Annotated in this window: 24 protein-coding genes and 2 pseudogenes; 21 read left to right on the forward strand and 5 right to left on the reverse strand. The window is 54.4% G+C overall.

What is annotated here, in order from left to right; translation table 11 throughout:
* The 12 genes from DSM25558_RS13925 to DSM25558_RS13985 all read left to right on the forward strand — a co-directional run.
* The coding region (locus DSM25558_RS13925) for an ATP-binding protein (protein ID WP_159442495.1) at positions 1–156 on the forward strand (156 nt) is incomplete at its 5' end.
* A gap of 276 nt (positions 157–432) precedes the next feature.
* Positions 433–1,350 (forward strand): nucleotidyltransferase and HEPN domain-containing protein, encoded by a 918-nt coding sequence (locus DSM25558_RS13930; RefSeq protein WP_077105367.1) that lies wholly within the window; start codon positions 433–435, stop codon positions 1,348–1,350.
* A gap of 123 nt (positions 1,351–1,473) precedes the next feature.
* Positions 1,474–2,847, forward strand: a complete 1,374-nt coding sequence (locus DSM25558_RS13935; protein ID WP_077105368.1) for an ISNCY family transposase — start codon at positions 1,474–1,476, stop codon at positions 2,845–2,847.
* A gap of 262 nt (positions 2,848–3,109) precedes the next feature.
* Positions 3,110–4,111: an IS30 family transposase gene (locus DSM25558_RS13940; RefSeq protein WP_077105369.1), complete on the forward strand. Its 1,002-nt coding sequence runs from the start codon at positions 3,110–3,112 to the stop codon at positions 4,109–4,111.
* A 236-nt stretch (positions 4,112–4,347) separates the two neighbouring features.
* A complete protein-coding gene (locus DSM25558_RS13950) occupies positions 4,348–4,806 on the forward strand; it encodes a helix-turn-helix domain-containing protein (protein ID WP_077105467.1) in 459 nt (152 codons plus the stop codon).
* Between the two features lie 61 nt (positions 4,807–4,867).
* A complete protein-coding gene (locus DSM25558_RS13955) occupies positions 4,868–5,593 on the forward strand; it encodes a helix-turn-helix transcriptional regulator (RefSeq protein WP_077105370.1) in 726 nt (241 codons plus the stop codon).
* A gap of 176 nt (positions 5,594–5,769) precedes the next feature.
* On the forward strand, positions 5,770–6,837 hold the full coding sequence (locus DSM25558_RS13960) for a class I SAM-dependent methyltransferase (protein ID WP_077105371.1): 1,068 nt from the start codon (positions 5,770–5,772) through the stop codon (positions 6,835–6,837).
* A 12-nt stretch (positions 6,838–6,849) separates the two neighbouring features.
* The gene (locus DSM25558_RS13965; protein WP_143239435.1) at positions 6,850–8,250 is read left to right on the forward strand and encodes a hypothetical protein; all 1,401 of its coding nucleotides are present in this window, start codon (positions 6,850–6,852) and stop codon (positions 8,248–8,250) included.
* Between the two features lie 329 nt (positions 8,251–8,579).
* Positions 8,580–8,831: an AbrB/MazE/SpoVT family DNA-binding domain-containing protein gene (locus DSM25558_RS13970; RefSeq protein ID WP_077105372.1), complete on the forward strand. Its 252-nt coding sequence runs from the start codon at positions 8,580–8,582 to the stop codon at positions 8,829–8,831.
* On the forward strand, positions 8,828–9,226 hold the full coding sequence (locus tag DSM25558_RS13975; RefSeq protein WP_077105373.1) for a type II toxin-antitoxin system VapC family toxin: 399 nt from the start codon (positions 8,828–8,830) through the stop codon (positions 9,224–9,226). Before DSM25558_RS13970 ends, DSM25558_RS13975 begins: the two co-directional genes overlap by 4 nt.
* Before the next feature lie 36 nt (positions 9,227–9,262).
* Positions 9,263–9,589 carry a hypothetical protein gene (locus DSM25558_RS28840; RefSeq protein WP_159442496.1) on the forward strand — a complete coding sequence of 109 codons (327 nt, stop codon included), beginning with the start codon at positions 9,263–9,265 and terminating at the stop codon, positions 9,587–9,589.
* Positions 9,590–9,654: 65 nt separating this feature from the next.
* Entirely contained in the window at positions 9,655–10,824 is a 1,170-nt protein-coding gene (locus DSM25558_RS13985; protein ID WP_077105375.1) for a HEPN/Toprim-associated domain-containing protein, read from the forward strand.
* A 238-nt stretch (positions 10,825–11,062) separates the two neighbouring features.
* Here the strand turns inward: DSM25558_RS13985 and DSM25558_RS13990 are convergent, their stop codons facing one another.
* Genes DSM25558_RS13990 through DSM25558_RS14000 form a run of 3 tightly spaced genes read right to left on the reverse strand, consistent with a single transcriptional unit; the run spans position 11,063 to position 12,230 of the window.
* Positions 11,063–11,257: a hypothetical protein gene (locus DSM25558_RS13990; RefSeq protein ID WP_077105376.1), complete on the reverse strand. Its 195-nt coding sequence runs from the start codon at positions 11,255–11,257 to the stop codon at positions 11,063–11,065.
* On the reverse strand, positions 11,257–12,054 hold the full coding sequence (xth, locus tag DSM25558_RS13995) for an exodeoxyribonuclease III (protein ID WP_077105377.1): 798 nt from the start codon (positions 12,052–12,054) through the stop codon (positions 11,257–11,259). Before xth ends, DSM25558_RS13990 begins: the two co-directional genes overlap by 1 nt.
* Positions 12,051–12,230 carry a hypothetical protein gene (locus tag DSM25558_RS14000; protein ID WP_067650719.1) on the reverse strand — a complete coding sequence of 60 codons (180 nt, stop codon included), beginning with the start codon at positions 12,228–12,230 and terminating at the stop codon, positions 12,051–12,053. Before DSM25558_RS14000 ends, xth begins: the two co-directional genes overlap by 4 nt.
* A gap of 203 nt (positions 12,231–12,433) precedes the next feature.
* Between DSM25558_RS14000 and DSM25558_RS14005 the strand changes: the two are divergent.
* Together DSM25558_RS14005 and DSM25558_RS14010 are read left to right on the forward strand one after the other, a co-directional pair.
* Positions 12,434–13,334 (forward strand): annotated as a pseudogene (locus tag DSM25558_RS14005) (Ku protein).
* Positions 13,335–13,345: 11 nt separating this feature from the next.
* Positions 13,346–14,161: a non-homologous end joining protein Ku gene (locus tag DSM25558_RS14010; RefSeq protein ID WP_077105378.1), complete on the forward strand. Its 816-nt coding sequence runs from the start codon at positions 13,346–13,348 to the stop codon at positions 14,159–14,161.
* A gap of 54 nt (positions 14,162–14,215) precedes the next feature.
* Here DSM25558_RS14010 and DSM25558_RS14015 read toward each other — a convergent pair whose 3' ends face one another.
* Together DSM25558_RS14015 and DSM25558_RS14020 are read right to left on the reverse strand one after the other, a co-directional pair.
* Positions 14,216–14,812 (reverse strand): alpha/beta hydrolase, encoded by a 597-nt coding sequence (locus DSM25558_RS14015; protein ID WP_077105379.1) that lies wholly within the window; start codon positions 14,810–14,812, stop codon positions 14,216–14,218.
* 160 nt (positions 14,813–14,972) lie between these two features.
* Positions 14,973–15,422: a DUF892 family protein gene (locus tag DSM25558_RS14020; RefSeq protein WP_077105380.1), complete on the reverse strand. Its 450-nt coding sequence runs from the start codon at positions 15,420–15,422 to the stop codon at positions 14,973–14,975.
* 666 nt (positions 15,423–16,088) lie between these two features.
* Here DSM25558_RS14020 and DSM25558_RS14025 point away from each other — a divergent pair.
* From DSM25558_RS14025 to DSM25558_RS28305, 7 genes and pseudogenes are all read left to right on the forward strand, one after another.
* The gene (locus tag DSM25558_RS14025) at positions 16,089–17,891 is read left to right on the forward strand and encodes a DUF4209 domain-containing protein (protein ID WP_077105381.1); all 1,803 of its coding nucleotides are present in this window, start codon (positions 16,089–16,091) and stop codon (positions 17,889–17,891) included.
* A gap of 395 nt (positions 17,892–18,286) precedes the next feature.
* Positions 18,287–19,018, forward strand: coding sequence for a hypothetical protein (locus DSM25558_RS14035; RefSeq protein ID WP_077105383.1), 732 nt, complete (start codon positions 18,287–18,289; stop codon positions 19,016–19,018).
* 262 nt (positions 19,019–19,280) lie between these two features.
* Positions 19,281–19,661 (forward strand): pentapeptide repeat-containing protein, encoded by a 381-nt coding sequence (locus DSM25558_RS14040; protein ID WP_143239436.1) that lies wholly within the window; start codon positions 19,281–19,283, stop codon positions 19,659–19,661.
* 206 nt (positions 19,662–19,867) lie between these two features.
* Positions 19,868–20,455: a GIY-YIG nuclease family protein gene (locus tag DSM25558_RS14045; protein WP_143240110.1), complete on the forward strand. Its 588-nt coding sequence runs from the start codon at positions 19,868–19,870 to the stop codon at positions 20,453–20,455.
* A gap of 3 nt (positions 20,456–20,458) precedes the next feature.
* Positions 20,459–21,361 carry an AbiU2 domain-containing protein gene (locus tag DSM25558_RS14050; protein ID WP_067650306.1) on the forward strand — a complete coding sequence of 301 codons (903 nt, stop codon included), beginning with the start codon at positions 20,459–20,461 and terminating at the stop codon, positions 21,359–21,361.
* 46 nt (positions 21,362–21,407) lie between these two features.
* A complete protein-coding gene (locus DSM25558_RS14055) occupies positions 21,408–21,776 on the forward strand; it encodes a YebY family protein (RefSeq protein WP_077105385.1) in 369 nt (122 codons plus the stop codon).
* Positions 21,777–22,002: 226 nt separating this feature from the next.
* Positions 22,003–22,137: pseudogene (locus DSM25558_RS28305) on the forward strand (transposase); the annotation flags it as partial.
* Between the last annotated feature and the right edge of the window lie 95 nt (positions 22,138–22,232).

Below are 22,232 nucleotides of genomic sequence, written 5' to 3' on the forward strand. Positions count from 1 at the left end.
ATCATAGTCACCACCAACCTGGCCTTCGGCGAGTGGCCTGCCGTGTTTGGCGACGCAAAGATGACCGCCGCTCTGCTCGACAGGCTCACACACCACTGCGAGATCGTCGAAACCGGAAATGAATCATGGCGCTTTAAGAACCGCTCTCAAAGCTAAAGCCGAAAAGACAAACAATCCGCGCCCGCAGGCCCTGCGCTAGATTGAAAGCTCCAGGCCTACGCGCGCTGACCCTATGCAACCAGAGGCAGGGGTCCCTCTTGGGAGCCGATAGGGGGTCCCGTTACCAAGCCGATTGACAGCCGTAACCAACGGAACCGGGACAGATGAGGGACAGATCGGTATGCATTTGTCGTTTTCGACGTGTGATGTAAACTACTGATCTGACGCTTGAAACCTCTCCTTGCGATAGCAGAAAAAGACTTATTATCGACCATGAAAACCACGATTGACCATATCCCACCGCAAAAACAGCAGCAGCTTTCCAAAGCTCTGGAGATCCTTCACGAGGAGTTCGAAGACGCGTTGAAGGACGCGACAGCGGACTTCAAGAAGCGCGGACGGATACTGAAAATCATCCTGTTCGGCTCCTATGCCAGAGGGACTTTCGTCGATGAACCCTTCACATCGAAGGGGTACAGGTCCGACTTTGACATTCTCGTCATCGTCAACAATCGCAAGCTTACCGATTTTGCTGAATATTGGTATAAGGCTGCAGACAGGCTGATACGCAGCAAGGAAATTGAATTACCGGTTCAGTTCATCGTGCATTCGCTGCGGGAGGTAAACACGTCTTTGAAGGAAGGTCATCATTTCTTCTCGGACATTCGCAAGGAAGGTATTGTTCTTTACGAACTAAATGACGAACCGCTTGCCGAACCAACGCAACTCGACCCAAGCGAACGGCTGAGGTTGGCGAGAGAGCATTTCGAGCAGCGTTTTAAAGCCGCCAACAATTTTGCGACACTGTCCAAGCAAGCGTTGCAGACTGGTATGATGAACGAAGCAGCGTTTCTCATGCATCAATCGCTTGAACAAGCCTATGCCAGTGTTCTTCTTACGCTAACAAACTACGCGCCAGCCTCCCACAATCTTAAAATCTTGCGATCTTTTGCAGAGGAACAGGACCGCCGCCTGGCGAACGCATTCCCTCGTGAGCACCACCGGGAACGTGCCGCGTTCAACACTATCAACGAAGCTTATGTGAAAGCTCGCTACTCAAACCATTACAAGATCACGGATGAAGCGCTTCACTGGCTTGGCGAGCGAACGGCAGTGTTGCTGGCTCTGGTGAAAATTGTTTGTTCCGATCATATCTCAGCATTGCAGCAGCAAGTTGATATGACGACTTGAGCAAAATGTTCCATAACATACATTATGCGATCCGTTATTGTAGCCGCAAAGTTAAAGTGTCCTGTTTCTGCAAAGTTGGAATGTCACACTCCCCGGGTTTGATTGACACCTGGGAGATTGCAGATGGGACTGATTACGATGAGCGAGCGCGATTTGCTGCGGATCGAGGTTTTGTCGAAAGTCATCGCCGGTCGAATGACGATGGTATCAGCGGCACATGTACTTGCCCTGAGTGAGCGTCAGGTTCGCCGGCTGCTGGATCGGATCCGAACTGGTGGTGCGGCGTCGATCCGGCACAAGGCCATTGGTCGACCGTCGAACAACCGGATCAATGATGGTATTCGCGACTACGCTGTGGCGCTCTTTCGGGAGAGTTATGCGGATTTCGGACCGACCCTGGCGACCGAGAAGCTTGCCGAGCGTGATGGCCTGCAGGTTTCGCGTGAGACGGTTCGCAACTGGATGGTCGATGCTGGACTTTGGTTGTCGCGCAAGCAGCGGCGGACGTTTCACCAGCCGCGACTTCGACGTGAGGCCTATGGCGAGCTGGTGCAGATTGATGGTTCTGAGCACCGTTGGTTTGAGGATCGCGGGCCAGCGTGTTCGTTGCTGGTGTTCGTCGACGACGCGACCGGCAGGTTGATGCAGCTGCGTTTTGTGCGTTCCGAGAGCGCCTTCACCTACTTCGAGGCACTGGCGTTTTATCTCAAGCGTCACGGCGCGCCGATTGCCTTCTATTCCGACAAGCATTCGGTGTTCCGGGTGGCAAAGAAGGACGCCAAAGGTGGCCAGGGAATGACCCAGTTCGGGCGGGCGCTGTGTGAGTTAAATATCGAGATTCTCTGTGCAAATTCCAGCCAGGCGAAAGGCCGTGTGGAACGGATGAACCGAACATTGCAGGATCGGCTGGTCAAGGAGTTGCGATTGGCTGGCATCGACACGATGGACGCCGGTAATGCATTTTTGCCTGACTTCATGGACGATTATAACGCACGATTTGCGGTCGTCCCTGCCCGATCTGATGACCTGCACCGACCGGTGAATCTCGCACCGGATCGCTTATCCGATATCCTTTGCAAGCGTGAACAGCGTTATGTTGGATCACAGCTGACATTCTCCTATGAACGCAAACGCATCATGCTGGAGGAGACTGACGTCACGCGCGGCCTTGTTGGCAAATATGTTGAGACCTATGCCTATACGGATGGTCGACTGGACGTGCGCTGGAAGGGGTATTCCCTGCCCTACACGGTGTTCGACAAGGATCAACGCGTGACGCATGCGGCGATCACCGAGAACAAGCGGCTTGGAGATATTCTGGCCTATATCAAAGAGCGCCAGGACGAGCGCCCCGCGCCTGAGGTCAAGAGCAGCAGCGATAAAAATGGCTACATCAAACGCGCTCGTGGACCCGGTCGTCGGAAAGACTTCACGAACGATCCGGCCGTCATTGCACGGCGACGGAAAGCGTTGTCGCAGCAGCAAGCGGCGGAGTGAAGAGTTCTAGAGCTCAGCCGAAAGGGTGTTTCATCACCCGCCCCCGCCCTCTCCTTGCAATCGGAGAGCTGGTTCGGTCGGGGGCTGATCCGCGGTGTCAGTGCGGCATGTCTGAATAGCCGAGACGCCTCAATTGGACATTTCTACTTTGCACAGCGGCGGACATTTCAACTCCTCTGCCACAGTTATTGTAGCCGGGTACATTCTATTTCCAAGTGCGACATGCCAATGATTTCAATGGCTTCACTTTGGAGATTTTGTGATGTCTGGATGTTATCAGCAACTGACCCTCGTCGATCGTCGTCTTCTTCATCGCTTCGTAGAGCAGAAACTAGCTGTCAACGAAATGGCCCGTCGGCTAGGACGCCATCGTTCGACGATCTATCGCGAAATTCGGCGTAATACCTTTCATGACAACGAACTGCCTGAGTACACCGGCTATTTTGGTACGATCGCTGACGAGTTGGCTCGCGAGCGGCGGCGACGTTTGCGCAAGCTGCGACGCCATCCAGATCTTCGTGCTGAAGTCATCAGTCAATTGGAGGCTCGGTGGTCGCCCGAACAGATCGCCGGACGCCTGCTGTCAGAAGGAATAAGCCCCGTTCGCGTGTCTGCCGAGACGATCTATCGGTTCATCTATAGCAAGGAAGATTACGAACTCGGTCTCTATAGATACCTGCCGGAAGCGCGCCGCAAACGTCGCCCACTAGGGTCAAGAAAGCCTCGCGACGGTGCATTCCCCGCGAGCCATCGCATCTCGCAAAGGCCTGATTTTATTGGAAACAGATCCCGGTTTGGGCACTGGGAGGGTGACCTCATTATCTTCGAGCGTCCGTTTGGGCATGCCAATGTGACGTCACTTATTGAGCGCAAGAGCCGCTATACGGTGCTTATCAAAAACCCCAGCCGACATTCGCGACCGATCATGGACAAGATCGTGCGCGCCTTCTCGTCCCTGCCCGCATTCGCACGTCAGAGCTTTACGTTCGATCGTGGCACAGAGTTTGCAGCATTCCGGGCTCTGGAAGATGGGATCGGCGCACGAAGCTGGTTCTGTGATCCAAGCGCCCCTTGGCAAAAAGGTGCGGTGGAAAACGCCAACAAACGCATTCGCCGCTTCTTGCCGTCTAACACCGACCTCAGCCAGATGTCACAGGCAACTTTGAACCAGGTCGCTCGCATCCTCAACAACCAGCCCAGAAAGTGCCTGGGTTACAGGACACCAACCGAAGCGTTCATGGCACATTTGCAAGGAGAGCTCTGATCCCCTACCCTCAAAAACAGGCATGATGCAGTTGGGCAAGATTTTCCAAACAATGAGTTGTACCGATGCTATCACCTATTGAAAAGGCGTGCCTGCTCTGGATCTCGCAAGGCAAAAGTGTGCGCGATATCGCGCGGCTTGCCGGTCGACGGGTGACGGAAATCGAATTACATATTTCGGACGCCTGTGCTTCACTCGGCGCATTATCATTAACTGACGCCGTTGAGAGGGCAAAGTTGTCGCACGAAGTTCCGAAAAGTAGAGGTCAGGGCGGGACGAAGTCGCCCAAGGCGGTCGACGTCGAAGTCGGAGCCCGGATTCGTTCGCAGCGCCGAGCAAACGGGCTGAGCCAAACCACCGTCGCGCGTGCGCTTGGCATAACATTTCAGCAAGTCCAAAAATATGAAAACGGCACGAACCGGGTCGGAGCGAGTCGCCTTCAAAATCTTGCGAATGTACTTGGGGTTCCAGTGGGGTTCTTTTTTGATGGCAATTCAAGGCAAGCGATGGAGTCAGAAATGCAAACTGACCTGCCCGCGGCCAACGACCTCACCGCATTTCTTCAATCGGCGGAAGGCAGAGAGCTGAATGCCGCATTTTCCAAGTTGAAGTCCCCAAATGTCCGCAAGCGTGTTGTCGTTTTGGTCAAAGCAATCGCCTCGTCTTTTCCGGAGGAAGCCTCTGAAACGAAATAGAGTCGCCCTTTCCCCGCAGGCGTAGGTGAGGCAGCCGATGAATAACCTTGAGAACTGTGCCATGAACGATACCGGCCGTCTTTCAGCGTCGCTGACCCTGCTCCAGTCGATCGACAATTCCGATCAGTTGGAAAACGTATTGCTGCAGATCTGTAGGCTCTTCAGCCTCAAGCACATGACATTCCTGGTCGTTCGCGCAGGAGCCGCACCCACGCAATATCCCTACTATTGCACCACCTATCCGAAACCCTGGACAGAAGCTTATGTCGCAGGGAATTTCTTCGACACGGACCCGGTTATCGAAATTTTAGGATGGAGCAGGCTTCCCGTTGACTGGTCGTCACTGGACTCAGGACGAGCCCGCCAGTTTTTTGAAGACGCTCGTCTAAGCGACGTTGGCTCTCATGGGATGACTATACCACTACGGGGTCCACAGGGGGAACGCTGTCTGTTCTCGGTGTCATCGGATCATTCTTGTGCCGACTGGTCCATACTAAAATCAAATAGCACTCGTGAGCTCTCCATCATTTCGCATCTGCTCCATGAAAAGGTGCTTTCGGAACTCGATCTCCCAACTCGTCGGTCTTGGCGGGCGCTATCGCCGCGAGAAAGACAATGTCTCGAGCATATCGCCAGCGGGCTCATCCCAAAACAGATCGCTGCAAAACTCTCGATCTCGGAAAGTTCGGTGCGGCTCTATCTCCGCTCTGCGCGGCGAAAGCTCGATGCAAAGACAAGTCATCAGGCCGTGGCGAGGGCGAGTTTTTGCGAGATGATCAAAATCTAGGAATCGATGGTGCGAATCCCTGCAAATTTCTCGTCAACCTGACGAATTCGATAGATTGCTACAGGTTCCGCGGGGTCCAATCATAGCGTGGGAGCAAGTAGGCCGTCGCGGTGCGGCACCACGTGTTCAGAGCAATCCAGAACGATTCTTGCCAAGCGAACGAAAAGGAACGAGTCATGGTTTCCATGCATGTCATCGAGCATTGGAGAAATGCACCGCGGTTGACCTCACTTGCGGAATTTTTCGAGCGGACTGCGAGTGGACTGGGAGGGGCACCTGATCGTGCTGTTCCAACCGTCGACCTGGGCCTCCTGGATTTCGATCTCGAATGCGCTGTCTTTTCCGACACGCACCGTCGGTTATGGGGGCCGTTTGACAAGCACTACTTCGCAAGCATCCCCTATCGGTTGGAAGAGGAATGTCGGATCGGATCGTCACTTCTAGCGTTCGGCCTACGAAACTGGGCCAGGACGCGAGCGCCAACCAAAATCTACACTCTTGGCACCGGCACGGGCTGCCTTGCCCGCACGCTCGCGACGCTCGGGGGTGGACGTATCGAAACATTGTGCTGTAGCCCGACCGAAGCCAATCGAACAGCATTCTATGCAAAACGTAGCAGCCCGAATGCGCATTTCTTTCACGGACCGTTCTTCGATCTTGATGATGAAAGATACGCGGCCGATCCTCAACTGCAGCAGTTCCAGGACGGGTTTGACATCCTTATGGAGGATACGACCTTTCAGATGTACGATCGTGACCGTCTAAGCCAACTCGATTTTATAACGCCGCGCCTGCGGCCCGGTGGTCTCCTCGTTCAGGTACAGAAGCTCGCCAACCGCGATGTCGAGCTCTACCAAGAGAGTGAACGGCAGAAGGACGACCTATTCAAATCCAGGTATTTCTCGCCGACCAAAATCTCGGACAAAAGAGATGAGGTCCTCAATACGATGGACAATCTGCAGGTAGATCTGGAGACGACAACTGCGGCGCTCGGCACCTACTTTCGTTACTCGGTTGCGATCTGGAACAGCGGAAATTTTTATACAATCGTTTCGTCCAATGCGCGCCAGGCGATCCTTGATTTTGTTTCTCTCTTAATCGAGCCTGCTATTCCCCCCGCCTATTGTCATCATTCCCTTCCTGCCGTTTTGAATGATACGGAGGCACAACCCCTTGCAACAGCACTAAAATGGCGATCATCCCATCCGATGACGGAGGCCCTGCCCCGGCTTCTCACCTCTTGAATTGAGGGCGTGATGTCTTTGACGCCTTCGCCCCATTGCAGTCCCAACGACATTCGGCGCGCGTTGACGATCCTAATGCCGTCGATCGAGCCATATTGGAAAATGCCGCTGAAGAACTATGCCGCTGCGGCTTACGATTTTCGGCGGCAAACGACATCAAATGCTGCTCGCTACCAAGCGATGCGACTTGTGCAAACGATGGTGGAGCGGGCTGCGCAAACGGCGGGTTATGGTCCGGATGATGCCAGAAGCGCCAGCCTTGAGTTGACCGCCTCCCCTGTCTTGCAGACCGGCCCACATTGTCTTTTGCTTTTCGAGCCAGACGCTTTTTACACCCACCTCTTCAGCCTAATGGGATTGCAGTCGGGTGGTCGACGCTGGCATGTCACCTACGCCGGATCGACCATGTCTTTCAAGGAGTCGGCCAAAAAGGGGCCAGGATGGCTCAGGCTGGAAGGGGAGGCGTTGAACCTGTTCGGATTGCCGAGAAGCAGAATGGACGGGCACAGCATCTGTTGCCCTGATGGCCCTTACCAATTTGTACTTTCGAACTCCGCGGGCACCAATGTGCCGAATGGCTCTGCCACGCGCCTTTTGACCGAATTGCCCCCTTCACTGTTTCCTTCTGCAGCCGAAGCGATCAAGGCCGCCAATGACAAGCTCTGGAGATCGCATTTCGGCAGTTCCGCGAACTTGCTTCAAATCGATGATTTCGACGTTGCGAGCCTGATCGCCGATCATTTGGACGATCCGACCTCGTGGTTGTCAGAGTTCTTCATTGCTGAAGCTCACACGGCGCTTTTGCCGAACGCGATTGATCGGCTCAACGAAGGGTTCTGGCGTGGCTGGGTGCGCAGAACAACTGACTACTTCTGGTACGTTGGGCGAGAGAGGGTTCTGCCGTTGTTGCTTGATGACGAATATCTTAGGAGCACGACATCGCCAGAGGTCGCGGTGAAGTTCTCGCCGCATAATATCGCAAGCGCAATCCGCGACCGTAAACTCCTCCCTACCCTCTTCCTGGCATTCCTTGTGCTATCAATCCTACCCGGCATCAGAGCGCTTGGTGGCTGCAGGCAGCCAGTCTACCTACCCCTTCTGAGATACCTTGCCGCTCTCTGTGTCGAACGATCTGGTGATGGTGATCTGCTCAACGATCTACGGCAGGATGATTATCCAGGGATGTGGGGACATCGGGTGTTGCGCCCCAGCGACGGTGATCCATTCCGTGACATCAATGGTTCTGGAGGTATTTCAGCACTCATAGAGGATTACGGTTCGCTGCCATTATTCGAAGCAAGCGGTGATCTAACGAGCTTTACGGGAGACACCCTCTGGTCAGAGATGAGCAAGCATCTTGCTTCCGGGGAGATCAAAGTCTCGGCGGCTGAGTGGAAATGGTCGGGCGTGTAGTCGGAGGCGGCGATGCGTCCCCCCGGTTGCGGGCGCACAGGAGGCTTTAGAGCGCCACTATAATCGCCGCACCAGTCCGGCGGATCGTGCCAAGGCACTTTTGACAAATGATTTCCTGCACGGTCCAGTGCTGGATCTCTGCGGCAAGTCGCACATCCGAAGACGGCGCGACTTGACGCCTTTCGCCCCAGTCCGGCTTGGAAGCGCTGCCGCATCTCTGACATTCAGGAGCAAAACTGGGAAACAAGCCAAGCACCGCAGATCATGAAACTTGTTTGTAATGAAAAATTCAATTACTATATTGATCTGGTCAGCGAAAGGAAACTCCTATGACGTCATTGGCGGTAACAATGAAAGGGCAGGTCACCCTGAAGCGAGATCTCCTGCAACATCTCGGTATCAAGCCGGGTGAGCGGATCGACTTCGACAAGCTACCGGGTGGCGAGCTTAGGGTGAAGGCCGCAAAACCTGTTGGCACCATTGACAGCTTCATTGGCAGGCACGCATCCAAAGTCAAGACGCCGATGACGATTGAGGAAATGAACGAGATTGCCGCCTCTGGGTGGGCGGGCGAGGAATGAAAATTTCGGTCGATACGAACGTGCTGGCTCGCGCTGTCTTACAGGACGATGAAAAACAAGGACACGCCGCAAGCAAACTCTTAAAAGAGGCTTCGCTGATCGCAGTTTCTTTGCCCTGTCTGTGCGAGTTGGTTTGGATATTGCGTCGGGGGGTGAAACTGTCGAAGGAAGACGTGGCGGTGACCATCCGCGATTTGCTGGATGCAGGAAATGTCGTGATGAACAGGCCCGCTGTTGAAGCGGGGCTTGCGATCCTCGAAGCGGGCGGCGATTTTGCGGACGGCATTATGGCCTATGAAGGCAATTGGCTCGGCGGTGAAACCTTCGTGTCGTTCGATAAACAGGCGGTCGAATTGGTGATGCAGCAAGGGCAGGCCGCACAACTGCTTTCCTGATTTGCATCGGTGAATTCGTGGAGCGAGCGCGCCACTTTGGTTGAAAATGTTTTTGTCGATGAAGGTGGTCCGGAAATGGCGGAGCTCCACAATGCGAGGTCGATTTATCGGGCCGCGATGAAAATCTCTGCGCTGAAGATTAAAAAGGGCAAAATCCTTCTCTGGTTGCTGCCCGTCGTTCTGCCTATGCTCGTCGTCGGAGCGCCCTATCTACCGTTTCGCAACTCGGGCCGATCGCGAAGCGACTACTGCTTCCTTGAGAAGCGTCAGCTAGGGATATCGATGAAGAATTTGCCGTGGAGCGCGCCTCGAATGCTACAACGCATGCCGCAAGCCAGGCGGAAGCGCACAATCAAACGGTAAATTTAACTCGTTTGAGCCGAGTTTAAAATCTGGAACGCGCCTAGGTATGTGATTATATCAATCTTATGGGCACTTATTCTGACTTAAAAATTGGCAAATTCACAGTCGAGGAAAGCGGGAATTTCTCGACGACAAGACACCAGTCTATTTTTCTTCCAAGCCATAGCAAAACCATAATCCGTGAAGGAAGAGACGATCAAAAGCCAGTGGAGGTTTTCCAGGCTCCGCTACGGGATCTGGTCACCCGACTTGAGTTAATTGGTTCAACATTGCCCGCGATCGAACGTCGCTTCTCCGATCCCTACGTTACTTATGACCAGCCGCACGATGTTAGCTTCTCGGACGCGCTCGAACTGGTTCGTAACGCTGACTTGGACACAATACCTGAGTTCGACATGAGTAGCGACAGCCCCGGCATCTTGCCTCCGGAATATCACGATCGCCTCAGAGGCCCGAATTATTTAGGCGGCTTCAGTCTTGGACCAGGCTGGGACTTGACTAGCCTTCTTGAACGGCTCAACGCAGAGGATATGCTCCGTGTGCTAGTCGAACGTCCCGAAAACCTGGATTTGATGGTCGTTTGGGATTTTATGGATGTCGTCGAAAACGGATATTTCGAGCGTGAAGACTTCACGGTAGGCTCGGCAGGGCAGAGCTTCCTGCTGGTTACCGAGGGGACCAGTGACACAGACATCATTCGTCATGCATTTGATATCCTTCGCCCCGAGATCAAGGATTTTTTTCGGTATGTCGACATGGAGCGTAACTACCCATTCGGCGGTCATGGCAATCTTCTGAATTTCATGAAGGGCTTGAGTAGTATTCAGAAAACGGGTGGAGTCGTGGCAATATTTGATAATGATGCCGCAGGCGTTGGCTCCTTGAACGCGCTGGCGAGGGTGCCTGATGTGAACGCAGTCAAGCTGCCCGATCTCGAAAAATTCAAATCTTTTCCAACTATCGGGCCCAACGGAGAGCATCCTGCTGACATCAACGGTAGAGCCGCTGCGATCGAGTGCTATCTGAGGCTCCCAGAAAACTGTCGCGTGCGATGGACAAATTTTGACGAGAAAGCCGGGGAATACCAGGGTGCCATCGATCAGCGCGGCTCCGAGAAAAATAGGCAGCGGGATGAGTTTCTCAGAACGTTGGCCACTGACGACTACCCATTCGAAAATATTCGGAAGGTTTTAGAAATGATTGTGGATGCCTGCACTGAACGAGGCAAGCCATGAGAGCAATGGTTAACTTCCAGGATTTGAGGTTTAGCTGCAAGTGACGAGAGTGGGTCATGAGCAATTTCAAAGGTTCGCGATCGGCACGCTCGTGCCATAAGTATCGCATTGCCGTCTTCGGGGGTCCATTGCGCGACCACAAGTTTATACGCTGCTGGAGAAGGTCGCCGCTCCACCTCTTTCTATAGACACCTGATTCCGCTCACCGCGGCCTGAGCAGCTTGCATAATCTTAATCTTCAGGTAGCCACAGGTTCGTCGATCACCGTGTCATCTTCAGCGGGATCGGGGTCATGTTCGTGGGCCTTGCTGAGATGTTCGATCTCCTTTCGGAGCGCCTCGATGACATCCTTATGTTCCGCACCGTCGACGACGAATTTATCGACCAGATCATCTAGTTTGAGTCGCAGATCTGCGTGCCATTCTTTGCTCATCACTTCCTCAGCTTTTTTACAGGGTTGTCGGCGAGTTCAATCCAAACCGGGGCATGGTCGCTTGTGCGTTCCCATCCACGGACATGCTTGTCGACTTCAGCCGTCGAGAGCCGTTCAGCAAGGTCTGGGCTAAGTAAGAAATGATCCAGCCGAAGTCCTGCATCTCGCCCATAGGCATTCCTGAAATAGTCCCAGAACGTGTAGATGCGTTCTCCCGGATTAAGTTGCCGAAGAGCATCCGTCCAGCCCTGCCCGACCAGTTCTCGGAAGGCTTCACGCACTTCGATGCGGAAGAGCGCATCGTCCTTCCACCTCTCCGGCTTGTGGACATCAAGCTCAGTTGGCATGACGTTGTAGTTCCCCGCCAAAATGACAGGTACCTCGAGCTCCAGCAACTCGGCTGCATAATCGTGTAAGCGGTTGAGCCATCGTAGTTTGTAGTCGAATTTCGGGCCGGGATAGGGATTTCCGTTCGGGAGATACAGGCCGCCTATCACCATTCCGTCGACGACTGCTTCGATGTAGCGGCTTTGCTCGTCTTTCGGATCACCCGGGAGTCCCTTCCTTGTAAGCATCGGATCCTGACCGCGGGCAAGTATTGCGACACCATTCCAGGACTTCTGGCCGTGCCACACAGCGCCGTATCCGGCTTTCCCGATCTCCTTCACCGGAAATCTGGCATGAGGCGCTTTAAGTTCCTGAAGCACGACAATGTCCGGGGTTGCCTCGCTCAGCCAGCGGAGCAACACATCGAGCCGACCGTTCACGCCGTTCACGTTATATGTGGCGACTTTCACTTGCGCTTGTGGTCGCCTTTGTCACCCTCGCCCGGCTTCGCATCGTGCTTGGCCTCGTGACGCTTGTCGGCGGACAGCGATCTACCGACATCGACAGATTCCTTGAACTGCCCTTTTTCGTCACGGCGGACGTATCGCTTGTCAGTTCCGGTATCGATCAGCTCTCGCTTGCTCATGGGAATTTCCTGCGGTTGCGATACGACGATAACTCGCGACCTGGCGAAAAGATGCATCGATTCCAGCGGCTTGGTTGGACTCCTCCGGTTGTGGTGGAAAACTGAATCAAGTCATTGAAAAAGAGTCGCTTTTTGCTCCGGAACGAATCTGCAAGTGATTCGGTTGAATCGCTTAAGTTGCGTCAGTTGCGTGGGAGAGTTCGATGGCAGGCCAGCGTGCACAGTGGAAAGGCTTTATTAAATTCGGGGAAGTGGCGGCAGGAGTGGCACTCTATACAGCCGCATCGACATCCGATCGCATTACCTTCAACACGATCAACAAGGCGACGGGAAACCGGGTCAATCGCGTCTTCGTAGACAGCGAGACCGAAGAGCTTGTCGAGAAGGAACACCAAAACCAAAGGCTTCGAGATCGACAACGGCCATTACATCATCATCGACCCCGACGAAGTGGCCGCGGCAATCCCTGAGAGCAACAAGACGCTCGAGATTGAAGCGTTCATCCCGTGCTCGGACGTAGACGATGTTTACTTCGACAAGCCTTACTACCTCACCCCCGACAAGATGGGTTCCGACGCGTTCGTCGCTTTGCGGGACGGCATGCGCAAATCGAAGGTTGCGGCCATTGCCAGAGCCGTTCTGTTCCGTCGGATGCGAACTGTGCTGATCCGCCCTCACGGTAAGGGCCTGATAGCTACGACCCTGAACTACGATTATGAGGTTCGCTCCTCGAAGAAGGCCTTCGAGGAAATGCCAAAGATCAAGGTCGATGCCGAAATGCTGGAGTTGGCGAAGCATATCATCAGCACCAAGAAGGGCGACTTCGACCCAGCCACTTTCGACGACCGATACGAGGCCGCGCTAGAGGAGATGGTGAAGGCCAAGATCGAAGGCAAGGCGATGCCGAAGCGCAAGAAGGTCGAGGCTTCCAAGCCGAACGATCTGCTTGCTGCGCTGCGCGAGAGCGCTGGCATGATGAAAGCCACTGACAAGCCGAAACGCACGGCGGCCAACGCGAATGCCGGAGCAAGCAGGCAGCGCGCAACGCGTGGTGCGGCGAAGTCCACCTCTTCCAAGACCGCGCAACAGCGCAAGGCCAGCTAAGGAAACCGATCATGGCACTTCGACCATACTGGAAAGGTTATCTGAAACTATCGCTGGTCACCTGTCCGGTGCACATGATGCCCGCGACGTCAGAATCGGAGAAGGTCCGTTTCCACACGCTCAACAAGGAGACGGGCAATCGCGTCGTGTCGCAGTACATGGACTCTGTGACAGGCAAGCCTGTCAAGGACGAGAACGAGGCGAAGGGGTATGCGCGTGGTGAGAACGACTACGTCATACTCACGGACGACGACCTAGACAACGTTGCGCTCGACACGGTCAAGACGATCGACATCCAGACCTTCGCTCCCGCCGAATCCATAGAGTGGGTGTACCTGGAGAAGCCCCATTACCTTATGCCGGACGACGCAGTTGGTCACGAGGCCTTCGCCGTCATCCGGGACGCGATGAAAGCCGACAAGGTTGTCGGCATTTCGAAGCTCGTCATCGGGCGTCGCGAAAAGGCAGTTGTCTTGGAGCCGCGCGACGATGGCATCGTCCTGTGGTCGCTCCGCTTCGGCGACGAGGTTCGGCCAGAAGAAGCATATTTTGAAGACATCATCGACGACGACGGTGACCCCGATCTGATCCCGCTTGTCCAGAAGCTCATCAAGCAGAAGACGGCCAGGTGGTCGCCGGACATGGTAAGCGACCCCATCCAGGAAAGCTTGCTCAAACTAATCGCCGAAAAGAAGAAGGCACTCAAGCCTAGGAAAGCGGCCAAGGGCAAGAAATCTGAAGCCGCCGAGCCTAAGTCCAACGTGATCAATATCATGGACGCATTGCGCAAGTCGGTCGCAGACGAGCTCAAGCGGAAATCAGGCTGACGTGATCGTTGGTTTCGCGTACATCCAAATTAGAGGTGCCAGCCACTGCCGTTATCAAGACAAGGCATTCTGAAGAAATCGCGCCGCAGTGTCCGCACCGCTCATTGAGATCGTGTGCGCCACGCCAGGCTCGATCTCCAGCTCCACCGAGAACCCCGCCGCTCGTAACTGTCCGGCCGCTATGGTGGAAGCAACAGACGGTATAGTGCGGTCATCGGCACCATGTACAAGAAGCACAGGGGTCCGGTTGTTCTGCTGCGAAATGGATGTGGGAGGCAGAAGGCCCGAGAACGCGACCACAGCGCCTACGCTCCAACGGCCGGACGCGACGCTATCCAGAGCCATGATTGCGCCTTGTGACACGCCCACGAATGCAACGTCATGAACACGGTCTTCGAAGCCTTTCTGTGTGATCACGTCGCGGATCTTACGGTCGAAACCCTCTCGCGCATCGCGTATTCGACCAGGATCTAGCTGCATGCCATCAACTTTAAACCACTGATGGCCGCCGTACCCATTACGATATGGCGCATCCGGAGTCGCGAATACCGCTGTGGGCAGCCGATCGTTCCACGACGATGCCAGAGGCGCGAGCTGCTGGCCGGACGCGCCGATGCCATGGAGGAAGATGATGAGGTGCGATGCTGACATTTGATCTCGGTGTTGGGAAACAAACGGAGGGCGCTCAACCCATCATGGGGAGCGCCCTCGTCACCCGCGACAGCAAACGCGCAATCGTCATGGTTGCTGCAGGCCGTCTATATTGTGGGTGGTGATCCTTAGATGAGCACCGCCCAGGCGTTTTTCAAGGTCACATCGACTTTGCGGTTGTTTCCATCCAGGAGCGATGTTTCAACTCGTCCTGATGAGCGGTGAGGAAGAATGCCTTCGTGCTCGGAATGGCATCCTCGTGTTTTGCCGCACGTTCGTATGCGGTCACCGTGTCATCCTCGTTCGTCTTCATGGCTTTGAGGATAGCGGAATCACCGAAGAGATCGGCAAGCGCGATCTTGCCCGTCGTCAGCATCTGCTTCATGTCGCCTTCCGCAGGAGGCTCGACACCAAGCTCCAAAGCGATCTCGTTGAGAACAGCCACGTGCTGGAGATGGTCCTGCTTGAATTCATCAATCTTTGCGGCCAGCGTCTTGTCGTCAAGCCGCTCGATGCAGGAGTCATATGCTGCGATAGCGTCATGTTCGAGATAGAGCAGATCTTTGATCAGCGTCTCGATGCTTCCTTCGTTCCCAACCATGGTGACCATAAATTCTTCTCCTCGTTAATCTGGAAGCCTAGTAACCAACCGCTTCCGGTAATGTTCCCTTCCGGGACCGCCCGGTGAGCGGAGCGGCTCGTGAGGCGGCCGCGTCGGAGCGATCTCGTCCGGATCAGATGAATTCCCGCATCACCATAGTCTGCGGCGCGCTGTATTTCGCGTGGCGACATGCGGGTGAGTTACTCCGATCTTAGAAATTCCGTTTTTGGCTCTTAGAGGCCAAGCTATGCTGTTCAGTGCTAGCGTGGAAGGCAAAGCCCATGGCATGCTCGTTGGAGACGTAATAGCGGCTCCGTTGGTAAGATAGTCGAACGCTTTCGCTCAATTACCGAGGGTTCAAACTCGTAGAGCTATCGGTTTCCATGCGGAGCTGAGCCGGCTTTTCCACCGAGTAGTGAGCCACCTCTAACTGGTTTTATGATTGGGTTTTGGTCAAGGGATTGGCTTTTTCTCCTCTCTTGTTTGCTGCGGCCGAACGCCCCGGTGCAGTTCGAGCTTTCCTTCGGGGATGGCAAGATCGTCGTCACCAAGCTTAAAATCTCTTACAGCGTCATCATTCCTGGAGCACTCGCAATTGGGTGCTCGTCTCGACACCATCCAAAACTTCGCCATTGTGTATACGCCTATGATTCCCACCAACGATGGAACTCTTTGATGTGTGATGAACCCCTTCCGCTTATCGAGGCTATGGAAACCGCCATCCGAGAAGAGGCAGCCACAGGTGCGCCTGTAAACTTTTATCGTCTCGAAGCCAGCATGCACAACACGCGGAGGGAACTCGGACTCTCCGGGCAAGATAACATGTCGGCCTGGGTCGACGCCGTAGCATTCGGGTTGGACACGGATCATTTTGCAGAGCCATGGCAACGATACTTCGGCCCAAAAGGCGCGCGTTCCTACGAAGATGGGACTGTCGAGTACATTCCCGATGTTCACCAGCTGGATGAGCGAGCCCTCGACCTCTGGTCTCAACGCTTAGACGTGGTAGATCACCCTGCTTTTCGTGCTCGATACAGTGATCTGCTTTGGGAGATTGCACCGCAATTGGGGAGACGCCGTGACCCTGTCCATGCACGTACGGCGTTAGCAGCATACGAATTGATGATTGCCGAAAGCGCTTACGAAGAATTCTTCGACAAAACCGATGCGGCGCTGCGTATGTTGACACTCGCTCTGTCAATAAGGGACGAGGATGCAAAGGTGCGATCAAGGGAGTTGCTGATGGAGGAATTCCGGGAGCTCATGGGAAGTTCCCACCGTTTCAACTTCGATATTGTGGAACGACTTCTTTGGGAACGCAACGTCGGCACCCCTGAGATAACGCAGGAAGTAGTCGGCGCGTTGGACGCCGCTCTCGAGCAGAGTGCCGGGGAGGGCGACAGATTCAACGCTCATTCGGCCCGTGACATCGGTACCCGCCTTAAAAGGCACTATAATGGCTTGCGCTCCCGAGCCGACGTGGTTCGCGTGCATACGGCGGTTGCCCGCGCATTTGAGACGCTTGCCGCTCGGAGCGAACCAATGGCGGCGGCTGCGCATCTTGATGTGGCAGCGACCGAGTACCGAAACGCAGGCGACGAAGTAGCGTTCAACCGTGTCCGAACAGCTCGAGCGGAGGCAGTGGCCAGGAGCAATGTCGAAATGGTGGCTCACTCGTTCCGTTTCGAAGTTGGCGTCGACGATATGGAGCGTTTTCTCGACAGCATTGTCACTCCGGAAAACCTTGGATTGTCGCTTGCTAACATCGCAAACGAGTTCGTCCCAAGGATCAGCGTTCTCAGAGAAAGGGTCTTGGAGAACGCCAGGGTCGCACCAATACAGGCCACCATTTCGATCAACATCCACGAGGACGAACACATCGCGGCTGTCGTCGGAAGTGTGGACGAGGACATGGAAGGGCGGATTATGCACCAAGCGGGGCAGGAAGCCATGTTTGTGGGTATCTTTTTGGATCAGGCCTTAGAGCGCTGCATGTCTGTCCATGGCCTCGACTCCTACGAGATTGCGGGATGGGCAAACCGTCTTGGCGCATTCGATGATCTAACTATGGTGATCGAGGGTGTCGAGGCATGGCGCACCGGCGATTGGATCAAGACGCTTCACGTACTTGTTCCACAGATCGAGCTGGGACTGAGGCGGACGCTCAGAGGGCTCGGCGAACCCATCGTGCGCAATCACCCCACGATGCCTGGAAGGCAGACACTTCTTAATATGGGCGAGGTCCTATCGAACCCCGTACTCCAGACGGCATTGGGTGATGATACGGTTCACTACTTCAGAGCTCTGTATGTCGATCCGCGCGCTAGAAATCTCAGGAATGTAGTCGCTCACGGATTAACGGGCATGTCGGACGCGACTTCAACGACCTGTGATCGAATTATCCACTCGCTATTAGTGCTCGGGTTTTGGCGGGATATCGCGAGAGCGGCATCGTCGGCTGCGTCGCGTTTGAGTTGAAGACCGAGAAAAACTCCCTCCGAATATAACACGAAGTCGGACAATCCATGAACCAGGTACGGTGGCGCCCAAGGCTAGTAAAGGCGACAAGGCTTGGGAGGGTGTCGTGATCGTTGGGCCACCCGGCGTACGCAAATCTGAGGCGAGCCCCTCTGACGAATATCTTCCTCGTGGAAACCTGGCTGCGCGGAGGACGGAGTTTGCCGCGAAGATTTATGATACGAGGGGCCGGACGGTGATGGAACGCTGGACGATTTTGAAACAAACCGGCACTCCCCCGAATGGCAGGCGGCGGAACGGTTTCAGGTCGTTGGCCAAGACGCCACTCAAGGGCTTGAAGAAGTGAACTTGAGCTGCTGAAGTGATGCCAGATTTCAATAGCCTGAGGCATCACCATGCAACGCGTCTTCGACCTCACCGCCGCCGCCGCAGTTCTTACCGCTAATCCTAAGGCTCAGTCGTTCATAAAGGCCGTCCGAAAGTTCCAGTCTGCCATATCTGTCAGCACTGACCTTGCCGATGTGAAGAAGTCGGTCGAGGAATTGCAGAAAATGCGGGAGGACGTGGGCGGTAGTGGTCACATCGCAAGAGCCCTCCTTACCCATGCCGTCGTGGTATATTGCCGCGCCAGCCACACCAAGGCCGTCGAGCGATACGATGTCGGCGTTATTGGCGCGTATTCACCGGAGCAACGCGAGGCGCACAAGATCATCGTCACGCTTCGGGACAAGGTGCTCGCTCATTTCGGGTCGGGTGGTGGCTGGCATGACGAACGCGTGTTGTATCTGCAGCAGTACCACGGCGATGCCATCACTGCGGTACACCATCGGGTCAACAGTGACAGCATGATGTCCGATATCCTCGAAAACCTGCTTGAGGCTGCCATTCCCTACGTCAAGGAAAAGGAAGTTGACCGCGCCAAGGAGATCGACGATGAACTGACGAAGGCACCGGAGTTGTTCAAGCTTATTGATCGCATCCCGTTCGACGTCAAAGACTTCTACAAGGATGTTCCAGGCGGCATTGAGAACTTCTGGGGTGCGAATGGTTTTGTGGCAGAGCGAACTGTCAGGAGCACGACCAAAGTACAAGACCCCAGCCGAGCCGAGCCAAAGCGCCGTAGGTAAAGGCGTACATTGCTTGCCAACTCACATGTCTGCTGTTGGCGCGAATCTGATAAGGCCGCAGTCGGCCCAAACCGGGCATTCGCCCGCTGGAGCAATAGCCGTGAAGCCCTAACGTTCGCGACAGGCTTGGCGATGAGGAAAATCACGGGAGTTTCTTCGGGATCACCTTGGACTTGCTTCTATTTTGGATTCGCCGGTCGCAAATAACCGGACATTCTGGCATTCTTCGAGCAGCTATCATAATCGGATGGAGGATACCAAGATGGCCGAACCACAAAAAAACATTGAGTTTGATGGCCCTCAGATGCAGGGAATGCATTACAAGCGCGCCGATATGGCAGCGTCTAATTTCGATGGCGTAAACCTCGCCGACGCACACTTTTACGCTTGTTTGTCCAAGGCACGGTTTACCGACACAAATTTAAGCGAAGCCGTTTTCGACGATATCCATCTTGCAGATTCTAGCTTTAACAACGTCAATCTCTCTGGAGCCGTCATCACGAATGCGAACCTATCGCGCTTAACGATAAGCGGCGTGACGTTGGCAGATTCGGACATCAAAGACGCCGATCTAACGGGCATGCGGATCAACGGCGTTCTCGTTACAGATTTGTTCGTCGCCTATGAACAGGCGAAAACCTGATCGCGATTTACTTCCTTCGTGAATGGCGCAGAGCGGAAAACCGCATGTGGTTCAACGCGGACTTCACACATGATAAAGGTACTATAGCAACGAGCAATATGAGCCGACGGATGTCCATTTCGATTGGACGGGAAGTTTGAAGCTGCGGACGAAGGAAGCTGATGAGTCGTGAGGCTTGGCTTACCGAAATTGAGTGAGACACAGCCATGGAATTGACCAAGGCAGATCAAATTCGAGCGCTCGCAGCAGACGGCTTGGAAGTCGCTGAAATTGCCCGCCATCTCGGCATTCGATACCAGCATGCCTACAACGTTCGTAAAGTTGGAAATCGCTCGGCTTCGATCACTGACGTCGCTATTATTAATTTGCCCGTAGCAACGAAACGTATCAAGCCGCCATTGCCCTTGGATACGCTGATCGCCGGGGGGTTCACCCTTGCAAGCCGCTGGCTTTTGTCACCTGATGGCGATCTTGTCCTAGACGTGCCAGCGCCAAAGGCAGTCGGCGTCTATTCCTTCGTGAGAGATGGGTTTGCAATCTACGTTGGAGTGGCGACTGTCGGCCTACACAAGCGGCTTTATACATATGGCAAGCCAGGTGTTTCACAGCGGACAAATATTAGACTGAACAGTTTCCTCAAGGAGGAGCTGAGCCAGTCAAGATCGATTGATATTTACGTTGCGACCCCAAGTGACATGGAATGGAATGGCCTCCCCGTTCACGGAGCCGCTGGACTTGAGCTTGGCTTAATCAATAAATATCTGCTGCCTTGGAACATGCGGAGCGCTAGTTAGAAAATGGGCACTCAGGCTGAGCAACAGTTGAAGCTTCGGATCGACACATGGCGAGAAGCTTTCAATGATGAAACCACTGGCATTCTAAAAACGGTCAATGATCTTCTGTGGAACTACGCTGCTTTTCGGACGGCCATCAGGATCGTACTCCTAGCGAACAAAGACAGGCGCGAAAAACCGCCCATCAATCAAATGATGTTCGATCTTATCGCTAGCGGATATTGGTCCAGCCTTTTGCTGGGTGTGCGGAGGCTTCTCGACAAAGGGCATTTGAAGGGCGATCACGGGGTCTACTCGATCAGAGCAGTCCTAAACGACATCAAAGCTTGCCGAGCGAAACTGTCGAGACGTGTCTATGTCGAGGTTTTGCGCGACTGTCGATATGATCTCTCGAAGCTGGAAGAGGAGCAACGGGAGGCTTTGAAGGCGGCAAACGGAAAGGCCGTTTGGGGCGATCCCGCGTTAACCCAAAGCCAGACAGCCCACCAGCACTTTGACTTTCTAAGCGGAATTTCGGGTGACAAGCGTAGCCCTAACGATCTGATCAGCGAGGACATTTTCGAGCGGCTGGAAAACCGATTGGTCGCGCTCAACAGCATCAGCGATCATGTCAGTTCGCACTTGGCCCATGCGGGGAATAGAGAAAGCCGACAGGACAAGCTCCTGGATGAATTTGATATTCGAGACTCTCGGGAAGCGTTAAAGGAACTCGTCCAAGTGGCTCACCTCGTTGGTGTCTGGTTTGCCAACGAAGGCGGGGCAGGCCTTGCAACCTACATCGGGAACCAGTTCGAAGGCTTGGATTACCCATTAGTTTCGCCGGAAGATATGCCTGACCTTGAAGAAAATTGGGAAGCTACTCGCCGTGATGTAGACAGCTGGCAGATAAAAGCCACCGACTTGTAACCTGTCAGGGCCTGACAGATTTGACCGTCGCATAAGTGAGGACACATTGAAAATAGCTAGCATTATTGCGCTCGTTGCAGGCATGGCTGCAACCCCATCGACATATGCTAACGCGAATTCCGACGAGGTCTTGGCTTGCGGTGGCGTCGTCGAGGGAAAGACTTTGGTGGTGAACCGAAGCGACGCGAAATGCAAATGGCCGTTCGATGTCCAGAAAATGCAAATCCGGTGCAACGGAACTGCACTGAAAATGGGCGCGGTGTATTTCGCCAGCGAGAAAGGCGCTTTTGCGCTCAATGGGAAAGCTAAGCAGACGTTCGAAGACCCGCGTCCGATTTGGCTAGATACTGATCAGCCTGGGATGGGAAAGACAGATGTAGGACCTTGGATACAAGTCGGTCTCCAGCTTTGCTAATTGGTTCTGTGAACTAGCCATCGACGAGTCTTAGGCTCCCCGGCGTTATACCAGCACTCTTGATCTGTGAGATCGAAAGCGTGATTTCCTTCGCCACGGTCGATGACCTGTTGAAGCGGCGATGCGCGTCCGGCCAACACATTTCGCGAATTGAGTCATCCAGGCGATGATCTGGCGTTAGTACAAGCATTAATGCTGGGATTAGATCGGGATCTTAGAGGTTGGGATGGCTCGCACGGGAATTATTTCAGGCATTGAACGCAGGCGGCGCTGGCCGGTAGAGGTGAAGCTGACCATCCTGGCGGAGGCGTCTCAGCCAGGCGCGCGTGTCTGCGATGTGGCACGTCGGCATGACGTTCATCCATCGCAATTCGTGTCTGGCGGAGAATTCTCTCCGGTCGAGATGTGTCACCGTCGTTCTTGCCGGTCCGCCTTGTTGACCAGTTCATGGATTTC

Source organism: Agrobacterium sp. DSM 25558, assembly GCF_900100825.1.
Lineage (GTDB): Bacteria > Pseudomonadota > Alphaproteobacteria > Rhizobiales > Rhizobiaceae > Agrobacterium.